The organism is Ensifer sp. Root423 (genome assembly GCF_001426275.1).
GTDB lineage: Bacteria > Pseudomonadota > Alphaproteobacteria > Rhizobiales > Rhizobiaceae > Ensifer > Ensifer adhaerens.
In genome coordinates this window covers 361,736-382,967 of record NZ_LMEG01000045.1, presented here as the reverse complement: position 1 = coordinate 382,967, position 21,232 = coordinate 361,736, and the positions used below count along the sequence as shown (strand labels likewise).

Annotated in this window: 23 protein-coding genes and 2 pseudogenes; 13 read left to right on the top strand and 12 right to left on the bottom strand. The window is 63.7% G+C overall.

Annotated features, from left to right (window positions below; translation table 11 throughout):
* Positions 1–9: 9 nt before the first annotated feature.
* Positions 10–1,017, top strand: a complete 1,008-nt coding sequence (locus ASD01_RS30500) for an asparaginase (protein ID WP_034789224.1) — start codon at positions 10–12, stop codon at positions 1,015–1,017.
* Between the two features lie 63 nt (positions 1,018–1,080).
* On the opposite strand, the gene ASD01_RS30495 is transcribed toward ASD01_RS30500, so the two are convergent.
* Positions 1,081–1,833, bottom strand: a complete 753-nt coding sequence (locus tag ASD01_RS30495) for a DeoR/GlpR family DNA-binding transcription regulator (protein ID WP_034789225.1) — start codon at positions 1,831–1,833, stop codon at positions 1,081–1,083.
* A 92-nt stretch (positions 1,834–1,925) separates the two neighbouring features.
* Between ASD01_RS30495 and ASD01_RS30490 the strand changes: the two genes are divergently transcribed.
* Positions 1,926–2,297, top strand: coding sequence for an NUDIX hydrolase (locus ASD01_RS30490; protein WP_034789226.1), 372 nt, complete (start codon positions 1,926–1,928; stop codon positions 2,295–2,297).
* 256 nt (positions 2,298–2,553) lie between these two features.
* Positions 2,554–3,174, top strand: a complete 621-nt coding sequence (locus ASD01_RS30485) for a glutathione S-transferase family protein (protein ID WP_034789436.1) — start codon at positions 2,554–2,556, stop codon at positions 3,172–3,174.
* 17 nt (positions 3,175–3,191) lie between these two features.
* On the opposite strand, the gene ASD01_RS30480 is transcribed toward ASD01_RS30485, so the two are convergent.
* On the bottom strand, positions 3,192–4,097 hold the full coding sequence (locus ASD01_RS30480; RefSeq protein ID WP_060644841.1) for a bestrophin family protein: 906 nt from the start codon (positions 4,095–4,097) through the stop codon (positions 3,192–3,194).
* Between the two features lie 165 nt (positions 4,098–4,262).
* On the opposite strand from ASD01_RS30480, the gene ASD01_RS30475 reads away from it, so the two are divergent.
* Positions 4,263–4,853: a dihydrofolate reductase family protein gene (locus ASD01_RS30475; RefSeq protein WP_234798734.1), complete on the top strand. Its 591-nt coding sequence runs from the start codon at positions 4,263–4,265 to the stop codon at positions 4,851–4,853.
* Here the strand turns inward: ASD01_RS30475 and ASD01_RS30470 are convergent.
* Positions 4,829–5,209, bottom strand: coding sequence for an MmcQ/YjbR family DNA-binding protein (locus ASD01_RS30470; RefSeq protein ID WP_034789228.1), 381 nt, complete (start codon positions 5,207–5,209; stop codon positions 4,829–4,831). The two genes, ASD01_RS30475 and ASD01_RS30470, sit on opposite strands and share 25 nt — an antisense overlap.
* 40 nt (positions 5,210–5,249) lie before the next feature.
* Positions 5,250–5,444, bottom strand: a complete 195-nt coding sequence (locus ASD01_RS30465; RefSeq protein WP_034789229.1) for a hypothetical protein — start codon at positions 5,442–5,444, stop codon at positions 5,250–5,252.
* Between the two features lie 89 nt (positions 5,445–5,533).
* Between ASD01_RS30465 and ASD01_RS30460 the strand changes: the two genes are divergently transcribed.
* Entirely contained in the window at positions 5,534–6,472 is a 939-nt protein-coding gene (locus ASD01_RS30460; protein WP_034789230.1) for a LysR substrate-binding domain-containing protein, read from the top strand.
* Between the two features lie 28 nt (positions 6,473–6,500).
* Here ASD01_RS30460 and ASD01_RS30455 read toward each other — a convergent pair whose 3' ends face one another.
* A complete protein-coding gene (locus ASD01_RS30455) occupies positions 6,501–7,163 on the bottom strand; it encodes a glutathione S-transferase family protein (protein ID WP_034789232.1) in 663 nt (220 codons plus the stop codon).
* A gap of 196 nt (positions 7,164–7,359) precedes the next feature.
* On the opposite strand from ASD01_RS30455, the gene ASD01_RS30450 reads away from it, so the two are divergent.
* The 4 genes from ASD01_RS30450 (at position 7,360) to ASD01_RS30435 (ending at position 12,659) form a co-directional block, all read left to right on the top strand.
* Positions 7,360–7,728, top strand: a complete 369-nt coding sequence (locus ASD01_RS30450; protein WP_060644840.1) for a hypothetical protein — start codon at positions 7,360–7,362, stop codon at positions 7,726–7,728.
* A 124-nt stretch (positions 7,729–7,852) separates the two neighbouring features.
* On the top strand, positions 7,853–9,223 hold the full coding sequence (locus ASD01_RS30445; RefSeq protein ID WP_051659154.1) for a PepSY-associated TM helix domain-containing protein: 1,371 nt from the start codon (positions 7,853–7,855) through the stop codon (positions 9,221–9,223).
* A gap of 174 nt (positions 9,224–9,397) precedes the next feature.
* Positions 9,398–11,731: a putative bifunctional diguanylate cyclase/phosphodiesterase gene (locus ASD01_RS30440; protein ID WP_034789234.1), complete on the top strand. Its 2,334-nt coding sequence runs from the start codon at positions 9,398–9,400 to the stop codon at positions 11,729–11,731.
* Positions 11,732–11,870: 139 nt separating this feature from the next.
* Positions 11,871–12,659, top strand: coding sequence for a L,D-transpeptidase family protein (locus ASD01_RS30435; protein ID WP_034789236.1), 789 nt, complete (start codon positions 11,871–11,873; stop codon positions 12,657–12,659).
* A 74-nt stretch (positions 12,660–12,733) separates the two neighbouring features.
* Here ASD01_RS30435 and ASD01_RS30430 read toward each other — a convergent pair whose 3' ends face one another.
* The gene (locus tag ASD01_RS30430; protein ID WP_034789238.1) at positions 12,734–13,210 is read right to left on the bottom strand and encodes a MarR family winged helix-turn-helix transcriptional regulator; all 477 of its coding nucleotides are present in this window, start codon (positions 13,208–13,210) and stop codon (positions 12,734–12,736) included.
* Positions 13,211–13,326: 116 nt separating this feature from the next.
* On the opposite strand from ASD01_RS30430, the gene ASD01_RS30425 reads away from it, so the two are divergent.
* The gene (locus tag ASD01_RS30425; RefSeq protein ID WP_034789240.1) at positions 13,327–13,749 is read left to right on the top strand and encodes an organic hydroperoxide resistance protein; all 423 of its coding nucleotides are present in this window, start codon (positions 13,327–13,329) and stop codon (positions 13,747–13,749) included.
* 89 nt (positions 13,750–13,838) lie between these two features.
* On the opposite strand, the pseudogene ASD01_RS30420 reads toward ASD01_RS30425, so the two are convergent.
* A pseudogene (locus ASD01_RS30420) lies at positions 13,839–14,119 on the bottom strand (DUF1236 domain-containing protein).
* 138 nt (positions 14,120–14,257) lie between these two features.
* Between ASD01_RS30420 and ASD01_RS30415 the strand changes: the two are divergent.
* Complete coding sequence (locus tag ASD01_RS30415) at positions 14,258–14,515, top strand: hypothetical protein (protein ID WP_060529825.1); 258 nt, start codon at positions 14,258–14,260, stop codon at positions 14,513–14,515.
* Positions 14,516–14,573: 58 nt separating this feature from the next.
* Here the strand turns inward: ASD01_RS30415 and ASD01_RS30410 are convergent.
* Together ASD01_RS30410 and ASD01_RS30405 are read right to left on the bottom strand one after the other, a co-directional pair.
* A pseudogene (locus ASD01_RS30410) lies at positions 14,574–14,775 on the bottom strand (PhnA domain-containing protein).
* A gap of 80 nt (positions 14,776–14,855) precedes the next feature.
* Positions 14,856–16,430 carry a helicase HerA-like C-terminal domain-containing protein gene (locus ASD01_RS30405; RefSeq protein WP_034789241.1) on the bottom strand — a complete coding sequence of 525 codons (1,575 nt, stop codon included), beginning with the start codon at positions 16,428–16,430 and terminating at the stop codon, positions 14,856–14,858.
* A gap of 250 nt (positions 16,431–16,680) precedes the next feature.
* Here ASD01_RS30405 and ASD01_RS30400 point away from each other — a divergent pair, with 250 nt between their 5' ends.
* Positions 16,681–17,073 (top strand): hypothetical protein, encoded by a 393-nt coding sequence (locus ASD01_RS30400; protein ID WP_034789243.1) that lies wholly within the window; start codon positions 16,681–16,683, stop codon positions 17,071–17,073.
* A 75-nt stretch (positions 17,074–17,148) separates the two neighbouring features.
* Here the strand turns inward: ASD01_RS30400 and ASD01_RS30395 are convergent, their stop codons facing one another.
* The gene (locus ASD01_RS30395; RefSeq protein ID WP_060516249.1) at positions 17,149–18,351 is read right to left on the bottom strand and encodes an MFS transporter; all 1,203 of its coding nucleotides are present in this window, start codon (positions 18,349–18,351) and stop codon (positions 17,149–17,151) included.
* Positions 18,351–18,983: an NAD(P)H:quinone oxidoreductase gene (gene wrbA / locus ASD01_RS30390; RefSeq protein WP_034789451.1), complete on the bottom strand. Its 633-nt coding sequence runs from the start codon at positions 18,981–18,983 to the stop codon at positions 18,351–18,353. Before wrbA ends, ASD01_RS30395 begins: the two co-directional genes overlap by 1 nt.
* A gap of 108 nt (positions 18,984–19,091) precedes the next feature.
* Between wrbA and ASD01_RS30385 the strand changes: the two genes are divergently transcribed.
* Entirely contained in the window at positions 19,092–20,003 is a 912-nt protein-coding gene (locus ASD01_RS30385) for a LysR family transcriptional regulator (RefSeq protein ID WP_034789456.1), read from the top strand.
* On the opposite strand, the gene ASD01_RS30380 is transcribed toward ASD01_RS30385, so the two are convergent.
* Positions 20,000–21,160, bottom strand: coding sequence for an MFS transporter (locus ASD01_RS30380; protein WP_034789246.1), 1,161 nt, complete (start codon positions 21,158–21,160; stop codon positions 20,000–20,002). The two genes, ASD01_RS30385 and ASD01_RS30380, sit on opposite strands and share 4 nt — an antisense overlap.
* Positions 21,161–21,232: the final 72 nt, after the last annotated feature.

The window sequence follows — 21,232 nt, the reverse complement described above, 5'->3', positions numbered from 1 at the left end:
GGGCAAGGCATGTCAAATCCCGTTCTCGTCGAAGTTACCCGCGGAAACCTCGTCGAAAGCCGCCACCGCGGCGTGGTCATTGCCGTCGACGGCGACGGCCGGACCGTCTTCTCTCTGGGCGAAACCGACAGCGCCGTCTTCCCGCGCTCGGCCTGCAAGGCGATGCAGGCGCTGCCGCTGATGGAAAGCGGCGCGGCCGACGCCTACGGCTTCGGCAACCGGGAACTGGCGCTTGCTTGTTCGTCCCATTCCGGTGAGCCGGAACATGTGGAACTGGCCGCCAAGATGCTGGCCGCCGCAGGCCGCGATGTCTCGGCGCTCGAATGCGGCGCCCATTGGTCGTCCGACCAGAAGACCTTGATCGGCCAGGCCCGCAGCCTGGAAGCGCCGACGGCGCTGCACAACAATTGCTCCGGCAAACATTCCGGCTTCATCTGTGCCTGCTGCCATTCGGGCACGGAGGTGAAGGGTTATGTCGGCTACGACCATCCGCTGCAGCGCGAAATCCGCGGCGCTATGGAAAGCCTGACGGGTGCGATCCTTGCCAAGGACAATTGCGGCGTCGACGGCTGCTCGATCCCGACCTATGCGGTGCCGCTGAAGGGGCTCGCACACGGTTTCGCGAAGATGGCGACCGGCGTCGGCCTTGAAGCCGAGCGCGCCCGCGTCTCGCGGCGGCTGATCGAGGCCTGCATGGCCGAGCCCTTTTTCGTTGCTGGCACCAAGCGCGCCTGCACGCGGCTGATGAAGACGGCGCCCGGCCGCATCTTTGCCAAGACCGGGGCGGAAGGTGTGTTCTGCGCCGCCATTCCGGAAAAAGGCATCGCGATCGCTTTGAAGTGCGAAGATGGTACGACCCGGGCTGCCGAAGCCATGGTCGCGGCAACGCTTGCCCGCTTCTTCAGGGACGAGCCCGAGCTGCACGCGGCGCTGATGGCGCAGGCCAACCATTCCATGCACAACTGGAACGGCATCCATGTCGGCGACGTCAGAGTGACCGACGCTTTCGCCGCCTGAACTGTGGCGGGCCATCTCGGCCCGCTCACTTTCCCGACGTTCCGCTGTCGGCGCAGTGCGCCATCAAGCGCCGATGATCGCAATGTCCGTGCCGTCATAAGGGGCGAGCATGTCGTCGCTGATCTCGTTGGGAACGATGAAGCCCGAGAGCTCAGGGATCGCGGCCACGTGGTGCGGCGAGACCGCATCGAATTTTTCCACCGTTGCGAGCACGTAGGTTTCCGCGGCCTGGCCGAGGATCGCCCGCTTGACGGCCGCCTCCTCGAAGTCGCCGGTTGAAACACCGTGGGCCGGGTGAATGGCGGTGACGCCGAGGAAGAACAGGTCGGCTCGGATGCCGGCAATCGCTGCAAGCGCTGCTGCTCCCGTCGCGACCATCGAATGCTTGTAGAGCCGCCCGCCGATCAGGATAACCTCCGCTTCGTGGCGCTCGAGTTCGGCGGCGATCGTCGGGCTGTGGGTGACGACGGTCAGCCGCATGTCGCGCGGCATCGCCCGGGCAATCTCTGCATTGCTGGTGCCGCCATCGAGAAAGATTGTCTGACCGGCTTCGATCATCGCAGCCGCCTTTTGTCCGAGCCGGCGTTTGACGTCGCCGGCGATCTCCTGACGCGCCGCAAAGTTGGGCAGCGGCGGCACCAGAGGCAGCGCGCCGCCGTGCACGCGCTTCAGCAGTCCCTCCGCCGCCATTTCGCGCAGGTCGCGCCGGATCGTGTCCTCGGACAGGTTCAACTCGTCAGCCATGCGCTTGGCAACGACCTCGCCGTCTCGCGCCAGTCGCGCCGAAATCAAAGCCCGCCTCTGTATCGTCAGCATGAAATGTCTCCTTGACTCTTCACGATATTGCACGAAATATCACGATTATTCCAGAATAATCTGGATCGTTCATAGCATCTCGGGAGAGAAAAATGCTGATCTTGATCGCAGGCCCCTATCGTTCGGGAACCGGGGACGACCCGGCGAAAATGGCCGCCAACCTGAAGCGGCTGGAAGAGCCGTCCTATGCGCTGTTCAAGGCAGGCCACGTGCCGATGATCGGCGAGTGGATGGCGCTGCCGGTCTGGCATGCGGCTGGCGGCGCACGGATCGGCGACGATCTCTATGAGGAGATTTTTCATCCTGTGGCGGGCCGGTTGCTGGCGCTTTGCGAGGCGGTTCTGCGCCTGCCGGGCGACAGCAAGGGGGCCGATAACGACGTGCGCATTGCCCGCGAGCGCGGCATTCCCGTCTATTATCGCCTGGAGGACGTACCCGGCTGCAGCGAGCCGCTGGTCGCGTGAACGCGCAGGCCCGGCAGTTGTAGCCTGCCGGGCCCCCCTAAACGCGGACGGCAGCGATCTGCGGCGCCTTGCCACTTCTGCTTGTCAATCGGGGTGACTTCCTTTCTTCTGCAGCCGGTCTTTGCTTTGGAGCGACACGGCAGGAAGCGCGCGGTTCTCCGCTCGCATGCCGCTTCTATCCATGGAATTGACAGAGCCGGTTCGGTCCATCGACATCACGTCAACCGGTCCGCATGATCGCAGAGGAGAGCTCAAAGTGTTGAAACTGTTCTACGCCCCCGCAACCTGTTCACTGGCTTCGCATATCGCGCTGGAAGAAGCGGGCGCCGAATACGAGGCGCGCCGTGTCGATTTTTCGACAGCCGAGCAGACCAAACCCGACTATCTCGCGGTGAACCCGAAGGCGCGGGTCCCAGCGCTCGTGACCGACAGGGGCGTCATCACCGAAACGCCGGCGATCCTGACCTACATCGCGCAGGCCTTTCCAGCTGCGAAGCTCGCTCCGGCGAACGACGCCTTCGCCTTCGCGCAGTTGCAGTCGTTTCTGAATTACCTCTGCTCGACGGTGCATATTGCCCACGCCCACGGCCGCCGTGGCGCACGCTGGGCCGACGATCCGGCCGCGCATGAGGCGATGAAGGCCAAGGTCGCCTCCAACATGACCGCCTGCTACGAACTGATCGAAAGCAAGATGTTCGAAGGGCCGTTCGTTTTTGGCGACAGCTATTCGATCGCCGATCCCTATCTCTTCACCGTCGCCGGCTGGATCGAGCCGGACGGTGTGGATCCCGCGCGCTTCCCAAAAATCGTCGATCACCGCAACCGCATGACGGCACGTCCGGCCGTCGCCCGGGTGCTGGCGATGCTGAAGGTCTGACGCCTCGGCAGTTGCGGCTACATCAGGATGTAGTTCTTCGGCTGCGGCAGAGGCGGAAGGTTGGTCTCGCCCAGCGCCTCGCGCAGGTTGATTTCGATGGTCTCGGCAAGCGCAACGATCGGCAAGTCGTTCGGCAACACGCCGAACGGCTCCTCCAGTTCGTCGCCGAGCGCGTCGAGGCCGAAGAAGGTGTATGCGACAAGCGCGGTGACGAAGGGCGTCGCCCAGCCGAGCGCATCGGCAAAGCCGAAGGGCAGCAGAAAGCAGAAGAGATAGGCGGTGCGGTGCAGGAGCAGCGTATAGCCGAACGGCACGGGGGTGTTGCGGATCCGCTCGCAGGCCGCAAGCATGGCCGACATCTTGCCGAGCGTGCCATCCAGCTGCGCCCACTGAAAGTTGCTGATCGTGCCGGTTCCGTGCAGTCCGGCGAGAATGCCGCCCATTTCGCGCAGCAGAAAGTCCGGTCCGTTGCGGCTTGCCTTGTAGCCGGCAACGAGATCTGTCGGCAGCCGCGCTAGCGGTCTGCCGACATCGCTTCCCGGCCGCAGATGGCAGACCAGCGCGTGGCCAAAGGCGATCGTGATGTCGAGCAGGCGCTGCCGCTCGGTTCCGGCAAGGATCAGCGTCTGGCGGGCGAGGTCGCGTGCGGTGAAGATCAACTGTCCCCAGGCCTTCCGCGCCTCCCACCAGCGGTCGTAGCAGGCATTGTTGCGGAAGCCGAGAAACACGGAGAGCGCGATGCCGAGCAACGCGAAGGGGCCGCTGCTGACGCTCGGCACCAGGCCGGGATCGACGCGGTGCGCCCAGACGACGAAGGCGGAGAGCGCAAAGACGAACAGCACTTGCGGAAAGATCCGCTGGATGACCGAACCCCGGAGGATGAAGAAGAGTTTCAAAAGGGTGGGGCGGTTGCGAACGATCATGGAAATACCTGTCCGGCTGTTCGCTTAACCGGTATAGGCGCCGGCTTGGAAATGGAAGAGCCGTCCGTTCGGCGACGTCCCTCGCGTAACCAGGATTATTTTGCCTGGGATGTCGGGCTTCCTGTCTGCCGCGCGTCCTTGGCGTGTAACGCCGACAGGGAGACAATGATGATGCGCAAGGTGGTTGCAGGCATGCAGATGTCCATCGACGGTCTGATCGACGGGCCGGATGGCTATACGGACTGGGTCGATTCCTGGTCGGATACGTTCGACCTCCTGCCCGAGATCGACGCCTGCGTCCTCGGGAACGGCATGTATTCGGGCTACGAGCAGTATTGGAGCGCGATCAAGCGCGACCCGCATGCGCCGCTGGAGTTCACCGGCCAGTTGCCGACGCCCGAAGAAATCGAATATGCGGACTTTGCGCTTGGCACGCCGCATTATGTCCTCTCGAAAACCCGTTCCGACGTCGAATGGGAAAACGCCAGGATCGTGCGCGACGTCTCCGAAATCGAGACGCTCAGGCAGGCGCCGGGCCGCACTATCTATGTCGTCGGCGGCGCGCGCACGGTGTCGAGCCTGATGGACCACGGCCTGATCGACGAACTGCGTCTCACCATCCACCCGCTCGTGGTCGGCAAGGGCAAGGCGCTGTTCGACACAGTGGCGGAGCGCCATCATGTGCAGCTCGATAACGTGAAGCGACTGGATGGTGGCAAGGTCTGCCTGGTCTACAAGGTCGGCGGCGGAGCCTGACCTGGCTCGAGGAAGCTCGCGGCGAGCCGCCTTGGCGCCTTCTCGCGCCAGGCGGCAACCAGCCGCCCGGTTAGGCTTTGGTCGTCGATTTCCGAAAGCCGCACCAGCATAGCGGGCCAGCCCTTGTAGTGATCCGTTTGAAAGTAGAGCCCCGGGTCGAGCTCCAGCAGCATTTCCTTTTCTTCGAGCGCGCACATGACGACCAGCGTCTCGCCATCCTTCATGCGCACAAAACTCTTGTCTTTCACCAGCAGCGCCGGCGTACCGTAGGACGTGCCGATCGTCACTTCGGGCAGGCCTGCGGCCTCCGCCAGCCTGACGACACGGATGAAGTTGCGCTCGAGATCGTCGCTCATCCGGCCAGCATATCATAGTGCAGCTTCAAAGCCGCAGGTCCTAGAGGCGGCTGCCGGTGCACTCCGCCGTGCGTGGCCACGGCCAACCCGGGAAGGGCAGGTCACCGAGTTCGCGCCCATCCATCCGTTCGAGATCCGGATGCTGCAGCGGATCGCGCGCCCAGGCGAGCGGCGCATCGTCCTTTCGGTCGTCGGATGTTTTGAGCGGCGTCAGTTTCGAGAGAAGCCTAAACATGGCGGACCATCCTTTCGATGCTTGGATGATCCGCCTGTCCCGTCATCTTTTCAATTGAGAATGGCAGAGATCGTGTTTAGAAAAACTATATGAGAGATCTGAACACGGTACATTTGAACGGGCTGCGCGCCGTCGAGGCTGCCGGCAGGCTGGGATCGCTGGCCGCCGCGGCGGACGAATTGGGCGTGACCCCTGGCGCCGTCAGCCAGCAGATTGCCAAGGCGGAGGCCCAGCTCGGCCGCGTGTTGTTCGAGCGCACCCCGCGCGGCCTCCTGCCCACCGATTTCGGCGAGCGCTTCCTCGCGCGCATCAGCAACGCCTTTCACGAGCTGGCAGAGGCCGTGGCTTCAGCGCGCCGCCGCGACGAGTCGGTGCTGACCATCTCGGTCGCGCCGGTCTTTGCCGCCCGCTGGCTGGTCTATCGGCTCAACCGTTTTGCCGAACGCCATCCCGACATTCGCCTGCGCATCGACGCGACGACAAAGCTCGTCAATCTCGACACGTCGGATGTGGATGTCGGCATTCGCGTTGGTACGGGCGAGTGGCCGGGCGTGAAATCCGAGCCGCTGTTGCAGCAGGAGGTTTTTCCGGTCTGTTCGCCGGCCATGGCCGAAGGGCTTCGGAAGCCTGCAGATATTCTAAAACTGCCCGCTGTTATCGACGGCCATTCGATGTTCAGCTGGGAGGTGTGGCTCCGCGAAGTCGGGCTCTCGGGCGCGGAAGTGAACGTGCGCCACACATTCAACGAGGCGTCGCTGGTGCTCGACGCCGCGATCTCCGGGCAGGGGGTGATGCTCGCCTGGCAGACACTCGCCGGCTTTGCGATCGCGCAGGGCAGCCTTGTGGTACCGTTCGGCATCCGGGTGCCGACGGGCTTCGGCCACTACTTCGTCAGCGCGCCGTCACGGCGCGAAAGCAAGGCCGCCAAGGCGTTCAAGCGCTGGGTTCGTGATGAGGTGGAGGAGGGCATGCGCCTGCTCGACATCAAGGCGCCGCGCGTTCGCTTCGACGCGGCGACCATGGGCTGATCGCAGGGAGGCCCCCCTTATTGACCGCTCAGTCCGCCAGTTCTTTCAGGCGTTCTTCCATCATCGCCTTGAAGGCCGGGCGGGCATGGCAACGGGCAAGCCAGGCCGAAACCCGCGGATGCTTGTCGAACAGCTGCGTCTGGCTCATGGCGTAGCGGAAGACCTCCGCAAGATTGAGGTCGGCGACGGTGAAGCGATCGCCGACGAGATAGTCGCGTCCGTCGAGGTGGCTTTCCATGCGGGCAAAGACCTTGTCGAGCGACGTCACGCATCTGGCGATCATCGCCTTGCCTTCATCCGTGTTCTCGGCGCCGTAGTCGTAGGTCAGGATGATCTCTACGGTGTGCGGCTCAACCTCGGTCGCCGCCCACATCGTCCAGTTGCCGATCAAGCCTTCCTCGGCGATATCGGCAGGCGCCAGTGGGCCGCCATACTTGCGCGCGAGATAGAGATTGTTGGCAAGCGATTCCGTCAGCACCACGCCATCATCCTCGATCGCCGGGATCAGCCCCATCGGATTGACGGCGAGGAAGGCGAGCGACTTGGTGTTGATCGGCGCATCAGCAGCCAACGGATCGGCGACGCGGCGTGCCTGGATGACCGGTACCGATTGGAAATGGATGCCGAGTTCCCGCGCCATCCAGTAATTGCGCGATGCGCGCGAGCGATAAACCCCATAGATCGTCAGCATGCCGTGTTCCTCCCGTCCTGCGTTGTCGCCTGTCTTAGGCAAGCATCGGGAGTGACGGAAGCGGGCGGCGCTGATAGCACACATGAAATCTTTTGATGGTCCGTGCGGCGCTTTGCCGACTTGCGTTTGCGGTCGCAGATCTTTAGCTGTCGCCGTCGATTTGGGGATGCATTTGGCAGGGCTTTTAGGGGATCGGTTGACGAACTTGGCGGCGCGCATGCTTTGCGCGCTGGTTCTCGTCGTTTCGGCCTTGATCCAGCAACCGGCCGCCGCCATGCCGCGGTCGCCGGATGCTATCGCCTACGTCCTCCCGGATGGCAGCCTTGCCGATCTTTGCCTCTCTGGCCACGACGATCCCGATGGAAAAGGTGGCACGAAGGGCCACGGCTGCCAGTCCTGCTGCTTGGTTGCGCCCGCCGACCTGCCGGCGCCTTACCCGATCGTCTTGCCGTCGCAAGCCCGCGCGCGCCCGCTTTCCGTTCCAGCCGGCGATTTCGGTTTCGTTCGCTCGGTGCTCTTAACCGGAGCGGGGCCAAGGGCGCCACCAACGGTTTTCTCCACCTGATACGCGCTTGAACGACAGCTGATTGGCCTTGCGGCGTCCATCTTCGACGCGCATTGCCGTGATCGGCGGTCGTCCCGATCACCAAGAGGCGAAGCCGTGCAAACGGTCCTTCCCGGAGAAAACCATGACAACCGCATCCTTCACCAATGCCGTGGACAGCTCCGCGGCCACAGAGCGCGGCATCTCGCTCTACCGTGCCATCTGGCGCTGGCACTTCTTTGCCGGCCTGCTCGTCATCCCCTTCATGATCAGCCTGGCGCTGACCGGGGGGCTTTATCTGTTCAACGACGAGATCGACGATACCGTCTTTGCCTACCGCAACGTCGTGGCAGCGGGCGCCGAACGGATGTCGCCCTCGGCGATCGTCGCGACGGCGGTGGAGTCCGTGCCGGGCAGCGTTGCCGTCTCCTATCGCACGCCGGCCGGCGTGGATCGCTCCGCACGCGTCACTGTCGGCATCGGCAAAGCGCGCATGCTGGTCTTCGTCGATCCCTACACCGGCTCGATCCTCGACCGGGTCGCGCCATCGGAGGAGTTCAACCAGGTGGTTGAGGACCTGCACAGCCTCGACTATTTCGGCAAGTCGGTCGAAACAATCATCGAGATCGTTGCGGGCTTTGCCATCCTGTTGGTCTTCACCGGCATCTATCTCTGGTGGCCGCGCCAGCAGACCGGCGGTGTGTTGACCGTGCGCGGCACGCCGGCACGCCGGGTGTTCTGGCGCGATCTCCATGCGGTGACCGGTATCGGCGCCGGCCTGCTGATCGTCTTTCTCGCCTTCTCCGGGCTTCTGTGGTCCGGCTATTGGGGTGCAACGGTCAACGGCAAGCTGACGGCGATGGGGCTCGGCTATCCGGCAGCGCTTTGGGATGAGGTCCCGACCTCCAGCAAGGTGTCGACCGACGTGTTGCCCAGGGCCAATTGGCTGATGGAAAACGCGCCGGTTCCGGCGTCCAGCGGTGGCGCCGACGAGCCGGTCGGGATCGATCGCGCCGTCGCGATCGCGGATGCTGAGGGCATGCTGCCCGGCTACGAGCTCGCGATCCCGCTCGACGAGACTGCCGTCTATACGGCCGCCATCTTTCCCGCCGACCTTGCGCGCGAGCGCACGATCCATATCGATCAATATTCCGGGAAGCCTCTCGTCGACATTTCCTTTGGCGATTACCCGGCGTTCGGAAAGGCCATCGAATGGAGCATCAACGTGCACAAGGGGCAGGAATGGGGGCGCGTCAACCAGCTCCTGATGCTGGCCGCCTGCATTTCCATCGTGCTCGTTTCCCTTTCCGCCGTCATCATGTGGTGGAAGCGGCGCCCGGCGGGACGCATCGGCGTGCCCCCGATGCCGCCGCGGCGCAGCGTCTATGTGGGCTTGTGGCTCATGGCCATTGTCTTCGGGCTGGCGTTTCCGTTGACGGGCATCTCGATCGTCGTCATGGTGATCGTCGATCAATTGCTGATGCGCGTTGCACCGGTGCGCCGACGGTTGTCCTGAACGGACATTAAGGGGTGGCGTCATCCACCCCTTCTATCGCCTCTTGCAACTTGACCGTTGCAACCTCTACACGATTTTTCTACAGTTATTTAGGAAGAGCTAACTCTTGCTCGTCTAACGTGAAGTGGGGAAAGATCGACCAGCGACGCGGCGAAGAGCGTCGGGAGGCCTTGCTTGGCGAAGAACACGTCCCGCAATCCGCGATATGCCGCTCTCAATGCCGGCGGCAACGCGGAAACGCGCCGCCTGATCGACGCCAGCAATCGGCTGGCCGAGGAGGTCGCGCGCATCTTTCCGAGCGAACCCGATATCGCCGATCGCCACTACTGGTTGGAGACCATTATCAACCACGTGCCGGACTACATCTACGCCAAGGATGTGGAGGGGCGGTTCCTGATCGCCAATCAGGTGACGGTTGCCGACAACGGGCTCGAAGCCATGAAGGATATCGTCGGCAAGACCGATTTCGATCTCCATCCGCCGCAGATGGCCAAGGCGATTGCCGACATCGAGCGTCGCGTCATCGAAACCGGCGAGCCGATCTTCGGCATCGAGGAACGGGCCATCGTCAGCAAGGGCCGCGATCGCTGGCTGATGACCTCCAAGGTGCCGCTGCGCAACAAGAGCGGCAAGATCGTCGGCATCGTCGGCGTTTCGCGTGACATTTCCGACCGCAAGGCGGCCGAGCGGCTGCTCGAAGGGCAGGCGCGCCTGCTTGAGATGATCGCCAACGGCCGGCCGCTCGACGCCTTCTTCCGCGACATGATCCTGTTGATCGAAGCCTTGATGCCGGGCATCAAGGGCTCGGTGCTGCTGCTGTCGCCCGATGGCCGCTATCTCTTCCACGGCGCAGCGCCAAGCCTCGACGAGGCCTATTGCGCGACCATCCACGGCGTCGAGATCGGCCCGCGCATGGGCTCCTGCGGCACGGCCGCCTGGCGCGGCGAGCAGGTGATCGTCTCGGATATTCAGGTCGATCCGCTCTGGGACGATTATCGCGAGCTGGTGCTTCCCTACGGCTTCCGCTCCTGTTGGTCGACCCCGATCCATTCGCGCGAGCGCAAGGTGCTCGGCACCTTCGCGCTCTATTCCGATGTCGTCGGCGTGCCCGACGACGGACAAAAGGAACTGATCGCCATGGCGGCGCATCTCGCCGGCATCGCGATCGAGCGCAAGCAGGCGGAAGATCGCATCAGCTTCATGGCGCACCACGACGCGCTGACCGGTCTGCCCAACCGCGCACAGTTCGAGGAACAGGTCGCCGAGGCGCTGGAAGCCCTGCGCGGCAGCGGCCAGTGGGCGGTGCTCGCCTTCCTCGATCTCGACAATTTCAAGCTGGTCAACGATACGCTCGGCCACGCCGCCGGCGACGAACTCTTGAAGGTCACGGCCTCGCGCATGCGCGCTTCGGTGCGCAAGTCCGACATGGTCGTGCGGGTCGGCGGCGATGAATTCATCCTGCTTTTGAACGGGCTTCCCTGCGAGCGCGATATCGTGCTGGCTCGGCTCGAGGATATCCGGCGAGCGATCGCCGCGCCGATGCAGATCGAGGGCCGCAGCCTGCAGGTCACCTGCAGCATGGGGGTCGCCTGTTTTCCCAATCAGGGCAAGACGGTCGGCGAACTGCTCGCCAATGCCGACATGGCGATGTACCGGGCCAAGGAGCTCGGCCGCAACAACCTGCAGGTCTTCACCGAAGAGATGGCCGCCAAGGCGCATGAGAAGCTCAAGCAGCAGGAGGAGCTGCGCCAGGCGCTCGCGCGGCAAGAGTTCTTCCTGCAGTTCCAGCCGCAGATGAATCTGGCGACTGGCCGCGTTTTCGCGGCCGAAGCGTTGCTGCGCTGGCGCCACCCCGAACGCGGCACGGTCTCGCCGGCGGCGTTCATTCCGCTCGCCGAGGAAACCGGGCTGATCGTGCCGATCGGCGACTGGGTGCTGCGCGCGGCCTGCCGCCAGGCCAGGGCCTGGCAGGATGAGGGCCTGCCGCCGCTGATCATCAGCGTCAACGTTTCGGCGCGCCAGTTCCGTGAGCGCAACTGGGCCGCCCATGTCGCGGCAATTCTCACAGAGACCGGGCTTGACCCGTTCCGCCTCGAACTGGAACTGACCGAGAGCCTGATCATGCAGGATGTCCCTGGCGCGATCGCCACCATGCACGAGCTGCAGGCGATCGGGGTGCACCTGGCGATCGATGATTTCGGCACCGGCTATTCGAGCTTGAGCGCGCTCAAACGCTTCCCGGTGCGCCGACTGAAGATCGACCGGTCCTTCGTCGCCGACATTCCGACGGATCTCGACGACAACGCGATCACCGCCGCGATCATTTCGCTTGCGCGGAACCTCGGCCTTCGTGTCATTGCCGAGGGTGTGGAAAACCAGGCCCAGGTGGAATTCCTGCGCCAGAGCGGTTGCGACGAAATCCAGGGCTACTTCTTCAGCCGGCCGCTCTCGGCTCCGGATTTCGAGGCGCTGATGCTGCAGCCGCGGTTCAGTATCCACAGCGTTTGAGCCCTGCCACCCTCGCGACGCAAGCTTCGTTCCAGCCGTAAATGCAAGCATCGCCCCAATCCGTGGGGGCTGTGCGTAGCACTTCGTTAAGCAAATTCATGCAGCACTCCTCATGCCGCACTCAAGCCCCCAGAGTTCGATGTCCTCTTCAGTCCTTTTCTCCCGTCGCCAGTTTCTTCGCTCGTCCGGCGTGGCGCTCGCCTCCGCCGGTCTTGCGAGCTGCACTTCGTCGATGAACACGGATGTCTTTCGCTATGAGACGGCGCCGGTGTTCCGCAATCCAGCGGTCGAGGGACGGTTTACCGATCCGCGCGCCGAAGGCATCTATGAAAGGCAGGATGGCCCAGGGCCAGTTCCAACCGGTCTTCCGCCGCAGGGCCTCTATGTCTCGGACATCTATGCCTCTGTGAGCGACAGTGGCTATCAGGTGCCGGAAATTCCCTATCGCCAGATCGACGCGCGCTTCTACCGCCAGGAGGTCAGCGATCCCTTCGGCGAGCAGCCGGGCACGATCGTCGTCGATACCGGTGACCGCTACCTCTATCTGATCCAGCCGGGTGGCCGGGCGCTGCGTTACGGCGTCGGCCTCGGTCGCGAGGGTTTTGCCTGGTCGGGTCGCGGCGTCATCCAGTGGAAACAGAAGTGGCCGCGCTGGACCCCGCCGGACAGCATGGTCGCCCGCCAGCCACAGCTAAAGCCCTATTCGGCCCAGAACGGCGGCATGGCCCCAGGCCTCAACAATCCGCTTGGTTCGCGCGCGCTCTACATCTTCCAGAACGGCCAGGACACGCTTTACCGTGTTCACGGCACGCCGGAATGGAAGTCGATCGGCAAGGCGGTCTCGTCGGGCTGCGTGCGCATGCTCAACCAGGATGTCATGGATCTCTACGATCGCGTCCGCGGCAAGGCGCCGATCCTCGTTATCTGATGACGGGCAGGGACGGATATCCGCCCCTCACGTTTCCGCACAGCACCCACCGCGTCGAGCGGAAGGCGGGTCGGTCAATCCTCGCCGGGGCCGGCATTGAGCTGCCGCGTCAACTGATGCAGCGTTTCGCGAATGTCTTCTGCTTGCTTCAGGCTGCATCCCGAGGCCTTGCTGATGCCGATCAGGATGCCGAAGGCCTCGTTTTTCAGGTGCTGGCCCTCGTCCGTCAGCCGCACGATCACCTGACGTTCGTCGCTCGGGTCGCGCTGGCGACCGACATAACCGGCTGCCTCCAGGCGCTTGAGAAGCGGCGACAACGTGCCTGAATCCAGACCGATCTCCTCGCCGATCCGCTTGACCGTCATCTCGTCCTGTTGCCAGAGCGCCAGGAGCACGAGATATTGGGGATAGGTGAGGCCGAAACGATCGAGCAGCGGCTTGTAGGCGCGGTTGAATGCATGGGCCGCAGAATAGACCGCAAAACACAGCTGCTTGCCGAGCGCGAGTGCTTCCTCGGGAATGTTGTCGCTATGTGCCGCCTTGTTCGCCATGCGCCATTGTCGCAAAAAGACGCTCGAAATGCAATTTGCAAAATTAATTTGCGTACAATTGAATTTTGCGCTATCTAAATCGCATTCACTCAGGAAACGCAAAGGAGACCCCGCCAATGCCCATTCTTTACCGCACCACTGCATCCGCAACCGGTGGCCGCGCCGGCCAGGCCAAAAGCGCCGACGGCGTGCTCGACGTCACGCTCACCGTTCCGAAGGAACTTGGCGGCGACGGCGCCCGCGGCACCAATCCCGAGCAGCTCTTTGCAGCCGGCTACTCGGCCTGCTTCCTCGGCGCGCTGAAATTCGTTGCCGGCAAGGAGAAGGTAAAGCTTCCGGAAGACACCACGGTGACGGGAACCGTCGGCATCGGTCCGCGCGAGGATGGTACCGGCTTCGGCATCGACGCTGCGCTCGAAATCTCTTCGCCGGGCGTCGACAAGGCCGTGCTCGAAGATCTCGTCCAGAAGGCGCATATCGTTTGCCCCTACAGCTATGCAACCAAGGGCAACATCGACGTCAAGCTGACCGTCGCCTGAGTTTCTCAGATTGAGTTCTCTCAGATCCCCTGTTGAAAGAAGCCCGGCGGTCTCCGTCGGGCTTCTTTTTTCAGGCATGCTGTGCCGGTCTACTGCAGAACCTCGATGACCCGCCTGCTCTGCGGATCAACCAGCACCCTTTGCTGGTTGACGACGACATAGCCGTAGGTCGGTTGCTGCGGGATCGGGTAGACCTCGACCGTGTCGGGCAAAGGGTCGCCCACGACGACAGTGCCGTCATAGGTCACGGATGGGCTGGTTTGCTGAAGGACGTAGGTTTTGACCTCGCCGGGAACGTCGTGGTCTGAGCCAGGGCGACGCCGGAAAAGGCAAGGCTTGCCACAAAACCGGCTAGGATGATTTTCTTCATGACAGTACCTCCTGTCCCTAGCCAACGGTCCGGCGACCGATTGGTTCCCCTGCCGCGGCGCGGGAACCTATGCTTCGACTGGGAGCTGCTGGAACCTATGCTCGGGCTGAGGAGTTGATGAGCAGGAGGTAAAATAGGATGATCGCCAGGCCGAAAACCAGAACCTACGCGCTTGCGCAGCGAGAGCTCGAATGCGCGACCGCATTGCGCGAGGAGTTCCAACTGCTGACGGATCTCGCCGAGCGGGTAGGGTGGCATTGGGACGAGATCGCCTTGGCTCTGCTGGAGTTGACGGACGAATACGCCGCCACGCAGCGGGCCGCCGTTGCGGTGAGGGGGCGCCGCTTGAGCGCTTCACCCTCCCCAACACACGGCATTGACAAGACACGGCATTGATCGGCACGGCGGGCCGTCGAGTCATTTCGCCGTGCCGTTCCGGCATCCCGCGCGGGCCTTAAGCCTTCTTCAGAAATTCGGTGCGCATCACCCGACCCTTGGTCTTTTCGACGCGGCACTCGACTTCATCGGGGGAGGATGCGCTTGACCATCGTCCCGCGCTTCAGCGTCGTCGAGGTTCCCTTGCCTTTCAGGTCTCTGATCAGGGTGACGTTGTCGCCGTCCTTGAGGATGGCGCCGATTGAATCCTTCACATCCATGCGGATGTTCCAGAAATGACGAAGCGCCCTGATTTGGTCAGGGCGCGTGGGAATGGATGGGCCGCGTCGGCCGGTCTTGGTTAGCGTCGGCTAAGGCTGCCGAGGATGCCGCGCACCAGGGCGCGGCCGACCTGGGTCGCGACTGTGCGGGCGACCGATTTCATCGCCGCTTCGACGACCGTCTCGCGCTGGTAGCCGGAGCTGCGCGGGCGCGCCTGCTTGCCGGCCGGTGCCGCCGGATCGTCGTCGCCAAAGCCCGGCAGCGTCCAGCGGCTGCCGCCGGTGCTCGCCTCGCTCGTCTGCTGCTCGGCCTGAGACTGTGCCTCGGCCTGTGCGTCGGCAGCCTTTTTGGCGCGCGCCGCCAGGATTTCGTAGGCCGATTCACGGTCGAAATCCTCATCGTAAAGCTCACGGACCGGGCTGACATCCATGACCTTCTTCCGTTCGGCCTCCGTCAGGGGACCGACGCGGGACTGCGGCGGTCGCACCAGCGTACGCTCGACCATCGAGGGCGCGCCCTTGCCTTCGAGTGTGGAGACCAGAGCCTCGCCGGTGCCGAGATTGGTGATCACCGTGGCGCAGTCGAAATCCGGGTTCGGGCGGAAGGTGTCGGCGGCAGTCTTCACCGCCTTCTGGTCGCGCGGCGTATAGGCGCGCAGCGCGTGCTGAACGCGGTTTCCGAGCTGACCGAGAACCGTGTCGGGCACGTCGAGCGGGTTCTGGGTGACGAAATAGACGCCAACGCCCTTGGAGCGGATGAGGCGCACGACCTGTTCAACGCGCTCGATCAGTGCCTTCGGCGCGTCGTTGAAGAGCAGATGCGCCTCGTCGAAGAAGAAGACCAGCTTCGGCTTGTCCGGGTCGCCCACTTCCGGCAGCTCCTCGAACAGTTCCGACAGCAGCCAGAGCAGGAAGGTGGCGTAGAGCCGCGGGTTCATCATCAGCTTGTCGGCGGCCAGCACCGAGATCGCGCCGCGGCCGTCATTGGTGGTGCGCATGATGTCGGAAATCTTCAGCGCCGGCTCGCCGAAGAAATGTTCGGCGCCCTGCTGTTCGAGGATCAGCAGCTCGCGCTGAAGCGAGCCGACCGAGGACTTGGAAATGAAACCGAACTGATTGGAAAGCGTGCTGGCATTGTCGCCCATGTAGTTGAGCAGCGCCTGCAGATCCTTGAGGTCGAGCAGCGGCAGTCCGCCCTCATCGGCGATCTTGAAGGCGATGTTGAGCACGCCTTCCTGCGCGTCGGTCGCGTTCATAAGCCGCGACAGGAGCAGCGGGCCCATCTCCGACATGGTGGTGCGAACGCGATGGCCCTTCTCGCCGTAGATATCCCAGAAGATGACCGGGAATTCCTGAAACTCGTAAGGATTGGTCGGCAGGCCGATCTGTTCGGCACGCTTCAGGATGAAATCCTTGGCCTCGCCGATCGCGCCGATGCCGGAGAGGTCGCCCTTGACGTCGGCGCAGAAGACCGGGACGCCAGCGTTGGAAAAGCCTTCGGCAAGCACCTGCAGGGTGATCGTCTTGCCGGTGCCGGTGGCGCCGGTGACCAGGCCGTGTCGATTGCCGAACTTGAGCTCCAGATACTCGCCCTTGTTGATCGAATCATCAGGCTTGCGGCTGGTGCCGATAAAGAGCTTGCCTTCTTCCAACATGTGGGCTTCATCTCCGTTTCATCAATGAAAGCGGGCGGTTCGCAGTGTCGCAGGGGCGCGCCGTCATCGAAATGTGCCTGGATTTCTGTTATAGGTGGTGCGGTTGCGCCCGGCAACAAGGCTGTGCCTATCCGCGACCGGAATGCGGCGATATCGATAGGTCGATAGTCACGGCTCACGGCTTGTTATTTGGTGGGCGATCATTTACCTTGACGTCAACGTCAAAAATCCAAAATGAGGGAGTTTCTCCATGAATGAACTGGTCACGCGCGTTGCTGAAAATGTCGGCATCGAGCCGGCAACCGCCGAAAAGGCTGTCGGCATGATCCTCGGCTTCCTGCAGCGCGAAGCCGCCGACGGTCCGGTTGCCCAGATGATTGAAGCGATCCCGGGCGCGTCCGAACTGATCGCTCAGTACAACGGCGAAGGCACGGGCGGCGGCGGCCTGCTCGGCGGTCTGATGTCGGCAATCGGTGGTGGCGGCGTCATGGCGCTCGGCCAGCAGCTGATGAGCCAGGGCCTCGGCATGGGTGAAATCACCGGACTTGCAAAGGAAACCATCGCGTTCGCCAAGGAGAAGGCCGGCGCAGACGTGGTCGACGAAGTCGTCGCTTCGGTTCCGGGTCTCAGCCAGTTCGTCTGATACCGGCGACCCGAACGTAAAAAAGCGAAGCCCACCGGCGTCTGCCGGTGGGTTTTTTGTTGCCTGCGGCCCCTGTCAGCGTTCCGGCCTGCTTTCCCGTAGCGTCCGTTCGAGTGTGGGCGTCAGCGCGATGCAAAGAACGGCACTGGCGCCGATAAAAGCCGCACCCGATGTCCATCCGTAGAACTCGATCGCGGTTCCGACCGCGACGGGGCCGACGAGTTGCCCGAGATTGCTGCCCTGCATCAGCAGGCCCATCGCCATCGGCGCAAGCGCCGGACGTGGCGACAGGAGCGGCACCGATGAGATCAGCGTCGCCGGAATGAGCCCGCCGATCGCGGAAAACAGGAGGCAGAGCGCCAGGATCAGATGTCCGCCTGAAGGGCTCAGGAAGATCCAAAGGCCGGACACGCCGGTCAGCAACGCGGCGCTTGCGACCAGCCTGCCGCGGGCGAAGCCGCGGGACAGAAGATGGCCGGCGGCCAGATTGCCGAAGACGTTCACCAGCGTGATGACGGCGCTCAACAGGCCAACGGTTCCAAGCGAGACCTGCAGGCGCTCGATCAGCAGGATCGGCAGAAAGCTGGAAAGCGTGAAGCTCATCAGGCTGTAGAGCGAAAACAGCGCGAAGAGCAGCACGGGCCCGCGGCTCGTCAGCGTTTCCGCGGCATCATCCCGGAAGCGGGTGGCGACACGGGGCGTTTGCCGGGATGGCGACACGGCCAGGAAAATGGAGGCGAGGCTCGCAAGCGTGAGCAGCCCGTTGCTCCACCAGATCGCCTGCCAACCGGTAAAGGCGGGCCCCGTCAGCATGGCGATCGCCATGCCCGCGGGCATGAAACAGCTCCAGAGGGCAAAGACGAGGTCGCGGCGCTCCTGCGTCACCAGACGCATGAGGATGGCGGGACCGGCGACGACGACAAGCAGAAAGCCGAAGCCCTCGATGATGCGCGACAGCAGAAGCAGCGTGAATGCTGGGCTCGCCGCGCCGGCAAAGGAACCGAACGCCAGCAGCGCCATGCCGATGCCAAGCAGGCGCCGGTCGCCGACAGCTGTGACGAACGCGCCGGCTGCCATGCCCCCGACGACGCCAACGACTGCGAAGACGGAGGTGATCCAGCCGAGGGCAGAAAGGTTGAGCCCAAGATCGGATTGAAGCAGCGGGCCTGCAATCAGCCCCTTGCCCACCTGCATCGCCGCGACCACGCCGGCCGCAACAACGGTCATCACGCCCGACCAATCGGTTCTTTCGCGAACAAAGGCTGCGGCCGTGGCCATCAGGCGATCTCCCCAACGCGGGTGCGTCCGGCAACCAGCGCTGCCGCCAGTTCCGCCACGTGGCGCCCCTGGAAGCGTGCGCCTTCCAGTTCGTTGGCGCTCGGCTGCCGGTCGCCGCCGTTGCCGTCATCGGCCAGCGTCGAGGCGCCGTAGGGTGATCCGCCGGTGATTTCGTCCATGCGCATCTGGCCTTTGAAGCTGTAGGGAAGGCCGGTGATCACCATTCCGAGATGCAGCAGTACGGTATGCGTGGCGAGTATCGTCGATTCCTGGCCGCCATGCTGGCTTCCGGTCGAGGTAAAAACGCTGCCGATACGCCCGACCAGGGCATCGCGTGCCCAGATCCCACCCGCCTGGTCGAGAAAGTTCTTCATCTGGGCGGCCATGTTGCCGAAGCGTGTCGGCGTGCCGATGATGATCGCGTCATAGTCGGGCAGTTCGGCGACGGTTGCCACCGGTGCATCGTGGTTGCGCTTGTAGCCGGCCTTGACGGCCACGGCTTCCGGGACGATTTCCGGCACGCGCTTGAGCGCGACGGTGGCGCCGGCGGTGCGCGCACCCTCGGCGACGGCGTTCGCCATAGTCTCGATGTGGCCGTAGGAGGAATAGTAGAGCACGAGCACCTTGGTCATTTCGGTTTCCTTTTTGTGGGCGGCATTGCCGTTCACAGAAAAGATGGGTGCTTTTCTCGATCTCTTGGAGTGATATAATTTTCATCAAGATAATCTATGGAATCGATCATGCTCGATGCCCTTACTCTCGATCAGATGCGGACCTTCGTGACCGTCGCCGAAAGCGGAAGCTTCCGCGCCGGCGCCGTCAGGCTCTCACGGGTGCAATCGGCCGTCAGCCACGCCATCGCCAACATGGAGGCCGAACTGGGGGTCGGCCTTTTCGACCGGTCCGGCCACCGGCCGGTCCTGACGGCGGAAGGGCATGCGCTGCTCGCCAATGCGCGCGACATCCTGTTGCGGGTGGACGCGATGCGCGCCCGGGCACGCGGGCTCGGCGAAGGCATCGAGCTTGAGCTTTCTCTGGTCGTCGATACGCTGTTTCCGATCGAGACCGTCGGCCTGGCGCTGAAGGAGATGCGCGGCGCCTATCCGGATGTGTCGATCCGGCTTGCGGTCCTGCCGCTCGGTGGGCCGCTCGACGGCCTGGTCGATCGCCGCTTCACGCTCGGCATCACTGTCGGCGAAGATTTCCGCGACCCGGCGATCGCCCGTCGGGCGCTTGCGACGGTCGAACTCGTCGCGGTCGTTGCCGCAAATCATCCCTTGGGGCTGCGCGCAGGGGGAGACGTGCTCGACAATGCCGAGCTTGCGGACCATCTGCAGATCGTCCTGTCGGATCAGTCGCAGCGCACGGTCGGGCGCGACTACGGCGTGCTCTCGCCGCAAACCTGCCGTGTCAGCAGCCAGGACACAAAGCATGCGATGATCCGCTCGGGCCTCGGCTGGGGTCGATTGCCGTTCTGGCAGGTGGAGCGCGACCTTGCGGAAGGCCGGCTCGTGCGCATGCCGACGGCCGCCCTTGGCCGCAACAGCCAGGTGGGGGCCGAAGCCTATCTCGTTCATCGGATCGACGAGCCGCTCGGGCCGGCCGCCCGCATCTTCAGCGAGGCTCTCGCCCGGATCTGCGCGGAGGGCTAGCGTCGGCCGTTGAGCGCGAAGGCAAGCGTGAAGACCACCAGCACGACGCCCACGCCGATCGGGCCAGCGATCGGGTTGATAAAGTTCATCAGCGCGCCGGTCGCGCCGGATCCAGCCGCGCTGCCGGCGGCATAGGCGAGCGAAAAGGCGGCACTGCCGGCAACCAGCATGCTGCCGCGATACTCTTCCCCGAGCATGGTGAGCGCCGCCGTATAGAGCGCGAAGCTCGCCGCGCCGATGAAGGCGAAGGTCAGAAGCAGAGCGATATCGGACGACAGCAACGGCACGAGCAGATAGCCGCTGGCAGCGATCGCGGCCGCCGAGATCGCCACCCGGCGGCGCGGCAGGCGGTCGAGAAGCACGCCGATGAAAGGCTGTGCCACAGCTGTCGGTATCGCCAGCGCCGTTACGCTCAGCGCGGCAAAGGCCTGGCTGTGGCCGGTCTTGACGAAATAGACCGGCATCGCCGAGATCGCGGCGATATCGGCAAATCCGAACATCAGCACCATGAGGATCAGCATCGGCGCCTTCCCGAAAAAGGCGAAGAGGTCCCGCGTCGAGGACGGCTCGGGCCGGGTGCGGGCGCCCATGGTCAGCAGCCCCGTGAGGAAGGCGACGAGTGCGATATAGATCGCCAAGAGGGCAAAGCCGAGACCGCCGCTGGTGCCGAGCAACGGGATCGCCAGCGGACCGGCCGCAAAGCCGCCGCACATGCCGGCGCCATAGAGGCCGGAGACGCGGCCGCGCAGCCGGTCCGGGCAGGCGGTGTTCAGCCACGCTTCACCAAGCATGAAGACCATGCTGACGAAGAAACCCAGGGCAAAGCGGGCGATAAACCAGATGACGAGTTCCGACGTCGAGGCAAGTGTCGCGAGACAGATGGAACAGCCGATGAGGCTGGCGATGATCAGCTTGTCGGCCGAGGCGAGCCGCGTCAGCCGCCCGAGAATAAGCGTCGCAACACCGAGACCGGCGGCAAAGCCCATGGCATTGAGGCCGATCATGCCGGCCGAAACGCCGCGGCTCTCAAGCGAAAGCGAGATCAGCGGATAGGTGAGACCCTGCGCCACCGAGAAGGCGGTGACACCGAGAACGACGGCGATAATCGCCGGCCAGTCGGGAGCAAAATCGCTCGCCTTTGCCTCGTGCAACGACATCGCCCCCTCCCTACGATCCGTGTCCTTGAGGCGATGTCCATATCGTATCCGCCGCCGGCAGGGAATTGGCCG

What these genes read in the sequence shown, in the direction of transcription:
- ASD01_RS30490 (WP_034789226.1), top strand. Translation starts at nt 1,926, where the DNA reads ATGCTGATCTTGATCGCAGGCCCCTATCGTTCGGGAACCGGGGACGAC.
- ASD01_RS30405 (WP_034789241.1), bottom strand. Translation starts at nt 16,430, where the DNA reads ATGTTGGAAGAAGGCAAGCTCTTTATCGGCACCAGCCGCAAGCCTGAT.
- ASD01_RS30500 (WP_034789224.1), top strand. Translation starts at nt 10, where the DNA reads ATGTCAAATCCCGTTCTCGTCGAAGTTACCCGCGGAAACCTCGTCGAA.
- ASD01_RS30430 (WP_034789238.1), bottom strand. Translation starts at nt 13,210, where the DNA reads ATGGCGAACAAGGCGGCACATAGCGACAACATTCCCGAGGAAGCACTC.
- ASD01_RS30465 (WP_034789229.1), bottom strand. Translation starts at nt 5,444, where the DNA reads ATGTTTAGGCTTCTCTCGAAACTGACGCCGCTCAAAACATCCGACGAC.
- ASD01_RS30445 (WP_051659154.1), top strand. Translation starts at nt 7,853, where the DNA reads ATGACAACCGCATCCTTCACCAATGCCGTGGACAGCTCCGCGGCCACA.
- ASD01_RS30395 (WP_060516249.1), bottom strand. Translation starts at nt 18,351, where the DNA reads ATGGCCACGGCCGCAGCCTTTGTTCGCGAAAGAACCGATTGGTCGGGC.
- ASD01_RS30415 (WP_060529825.1), top strand. Translation starts at nt 14,258, where the DNA reads ATGATCGCCAGGCCGAAAACCAGAACCTACGCGCTTGCGCAGCGAGAG.
- ASD01_RS30495 (WP_034789225.1), bottom strand. Translation starts at nt 1,833, where the DNA reads ATGCTGACGATACAGAGGCGGGCTTTGATTTCGGCGCGACTGGCGCGA.
- wrbA (WP_034789451.1), bottom strand. Translation starts at nt 18,983, where the DNA reads ATGACCAAGGTGCTCGTGCTCTACTATTCCTCCTACGGCCACATCGAG.
- ASD01_RS30380 (WP_034789246.1), bottom strand. Translation starts at nt 21,160, where the DNA reads ATGTCGTTGCACGAGGCAAAGGCGAGCGATTTTGCTCCCGACTGGCCG.
- ASD01_RS30460 (WP_034789230.1), top strand. Translation starts at nt 5,534, where the DNA reads ATGAGAGATCTGAACACGGTACATTTGAACGGGCTGCGCGCCGTCGAG.
- ASD01_RS30455 (WP_034789232.1), bottom strand. Translation starts at nt 7,163, where the DNA reads ATGCTGACGATCTATGGGGTTTATCGCTCGCGCGCATCGCGCAATTAC.
- ASD01_RS30475 (WP_234798734.1), top strand. Translation starts at nt 4,263, where the DNA reads ATGATGATGCGCAAGGTGGTTGCAGGCATGCAGATGTCCATCGACGGT.
- ASD01_RS30385 (WP_034789456.1), top strand. Translation starts at nt 19,092, where the DNA reads ATGCTCGATGCCCTTACTCTCGATCAGATGCGGACCTTCGTGACCGTC.
- ASD01_RS30435 (WP_034789236.1), top strand. Translation starts at nt 11,871, where the DNA reads ATGTCCTCTTCAGTCCTTTTCTCCCGTCGCCAGTTTCTTCGCTCGTCC.
- ASD01_RS30400 (WP_034789243.1), top strand. Translation starts at nt 16,681, where the DNA reads ATGAATGAACTGGTCACGCGCGTTGCTGAAAATGTCGGCATCGAGCCG.
- ASD01_RS30480 (WP_060644841.1), bottom strand. Translation starts at nt 4,097, where the DNA reads ATGATCGTTCGCAACCGCCCCACCCTTTTGAAACTCTTCTTCATCCTC.
- ASD01_RS30425 (WP_034789240.1), top strand. Translation starts at nt 13,327, where the DNA reads ATGCCCATTCTTTACCGCACCACTGCATCCGCAACCGGTGGCCGCGCC.
- ASD01_RS30470 (WP_034789228.1), bottom strand. Translation starts at nt 5,209, where the DNA reads ATGAGCGACGATCTCGAGCGCAACTTCATCCGTGTCGTCAGGCTGGCG.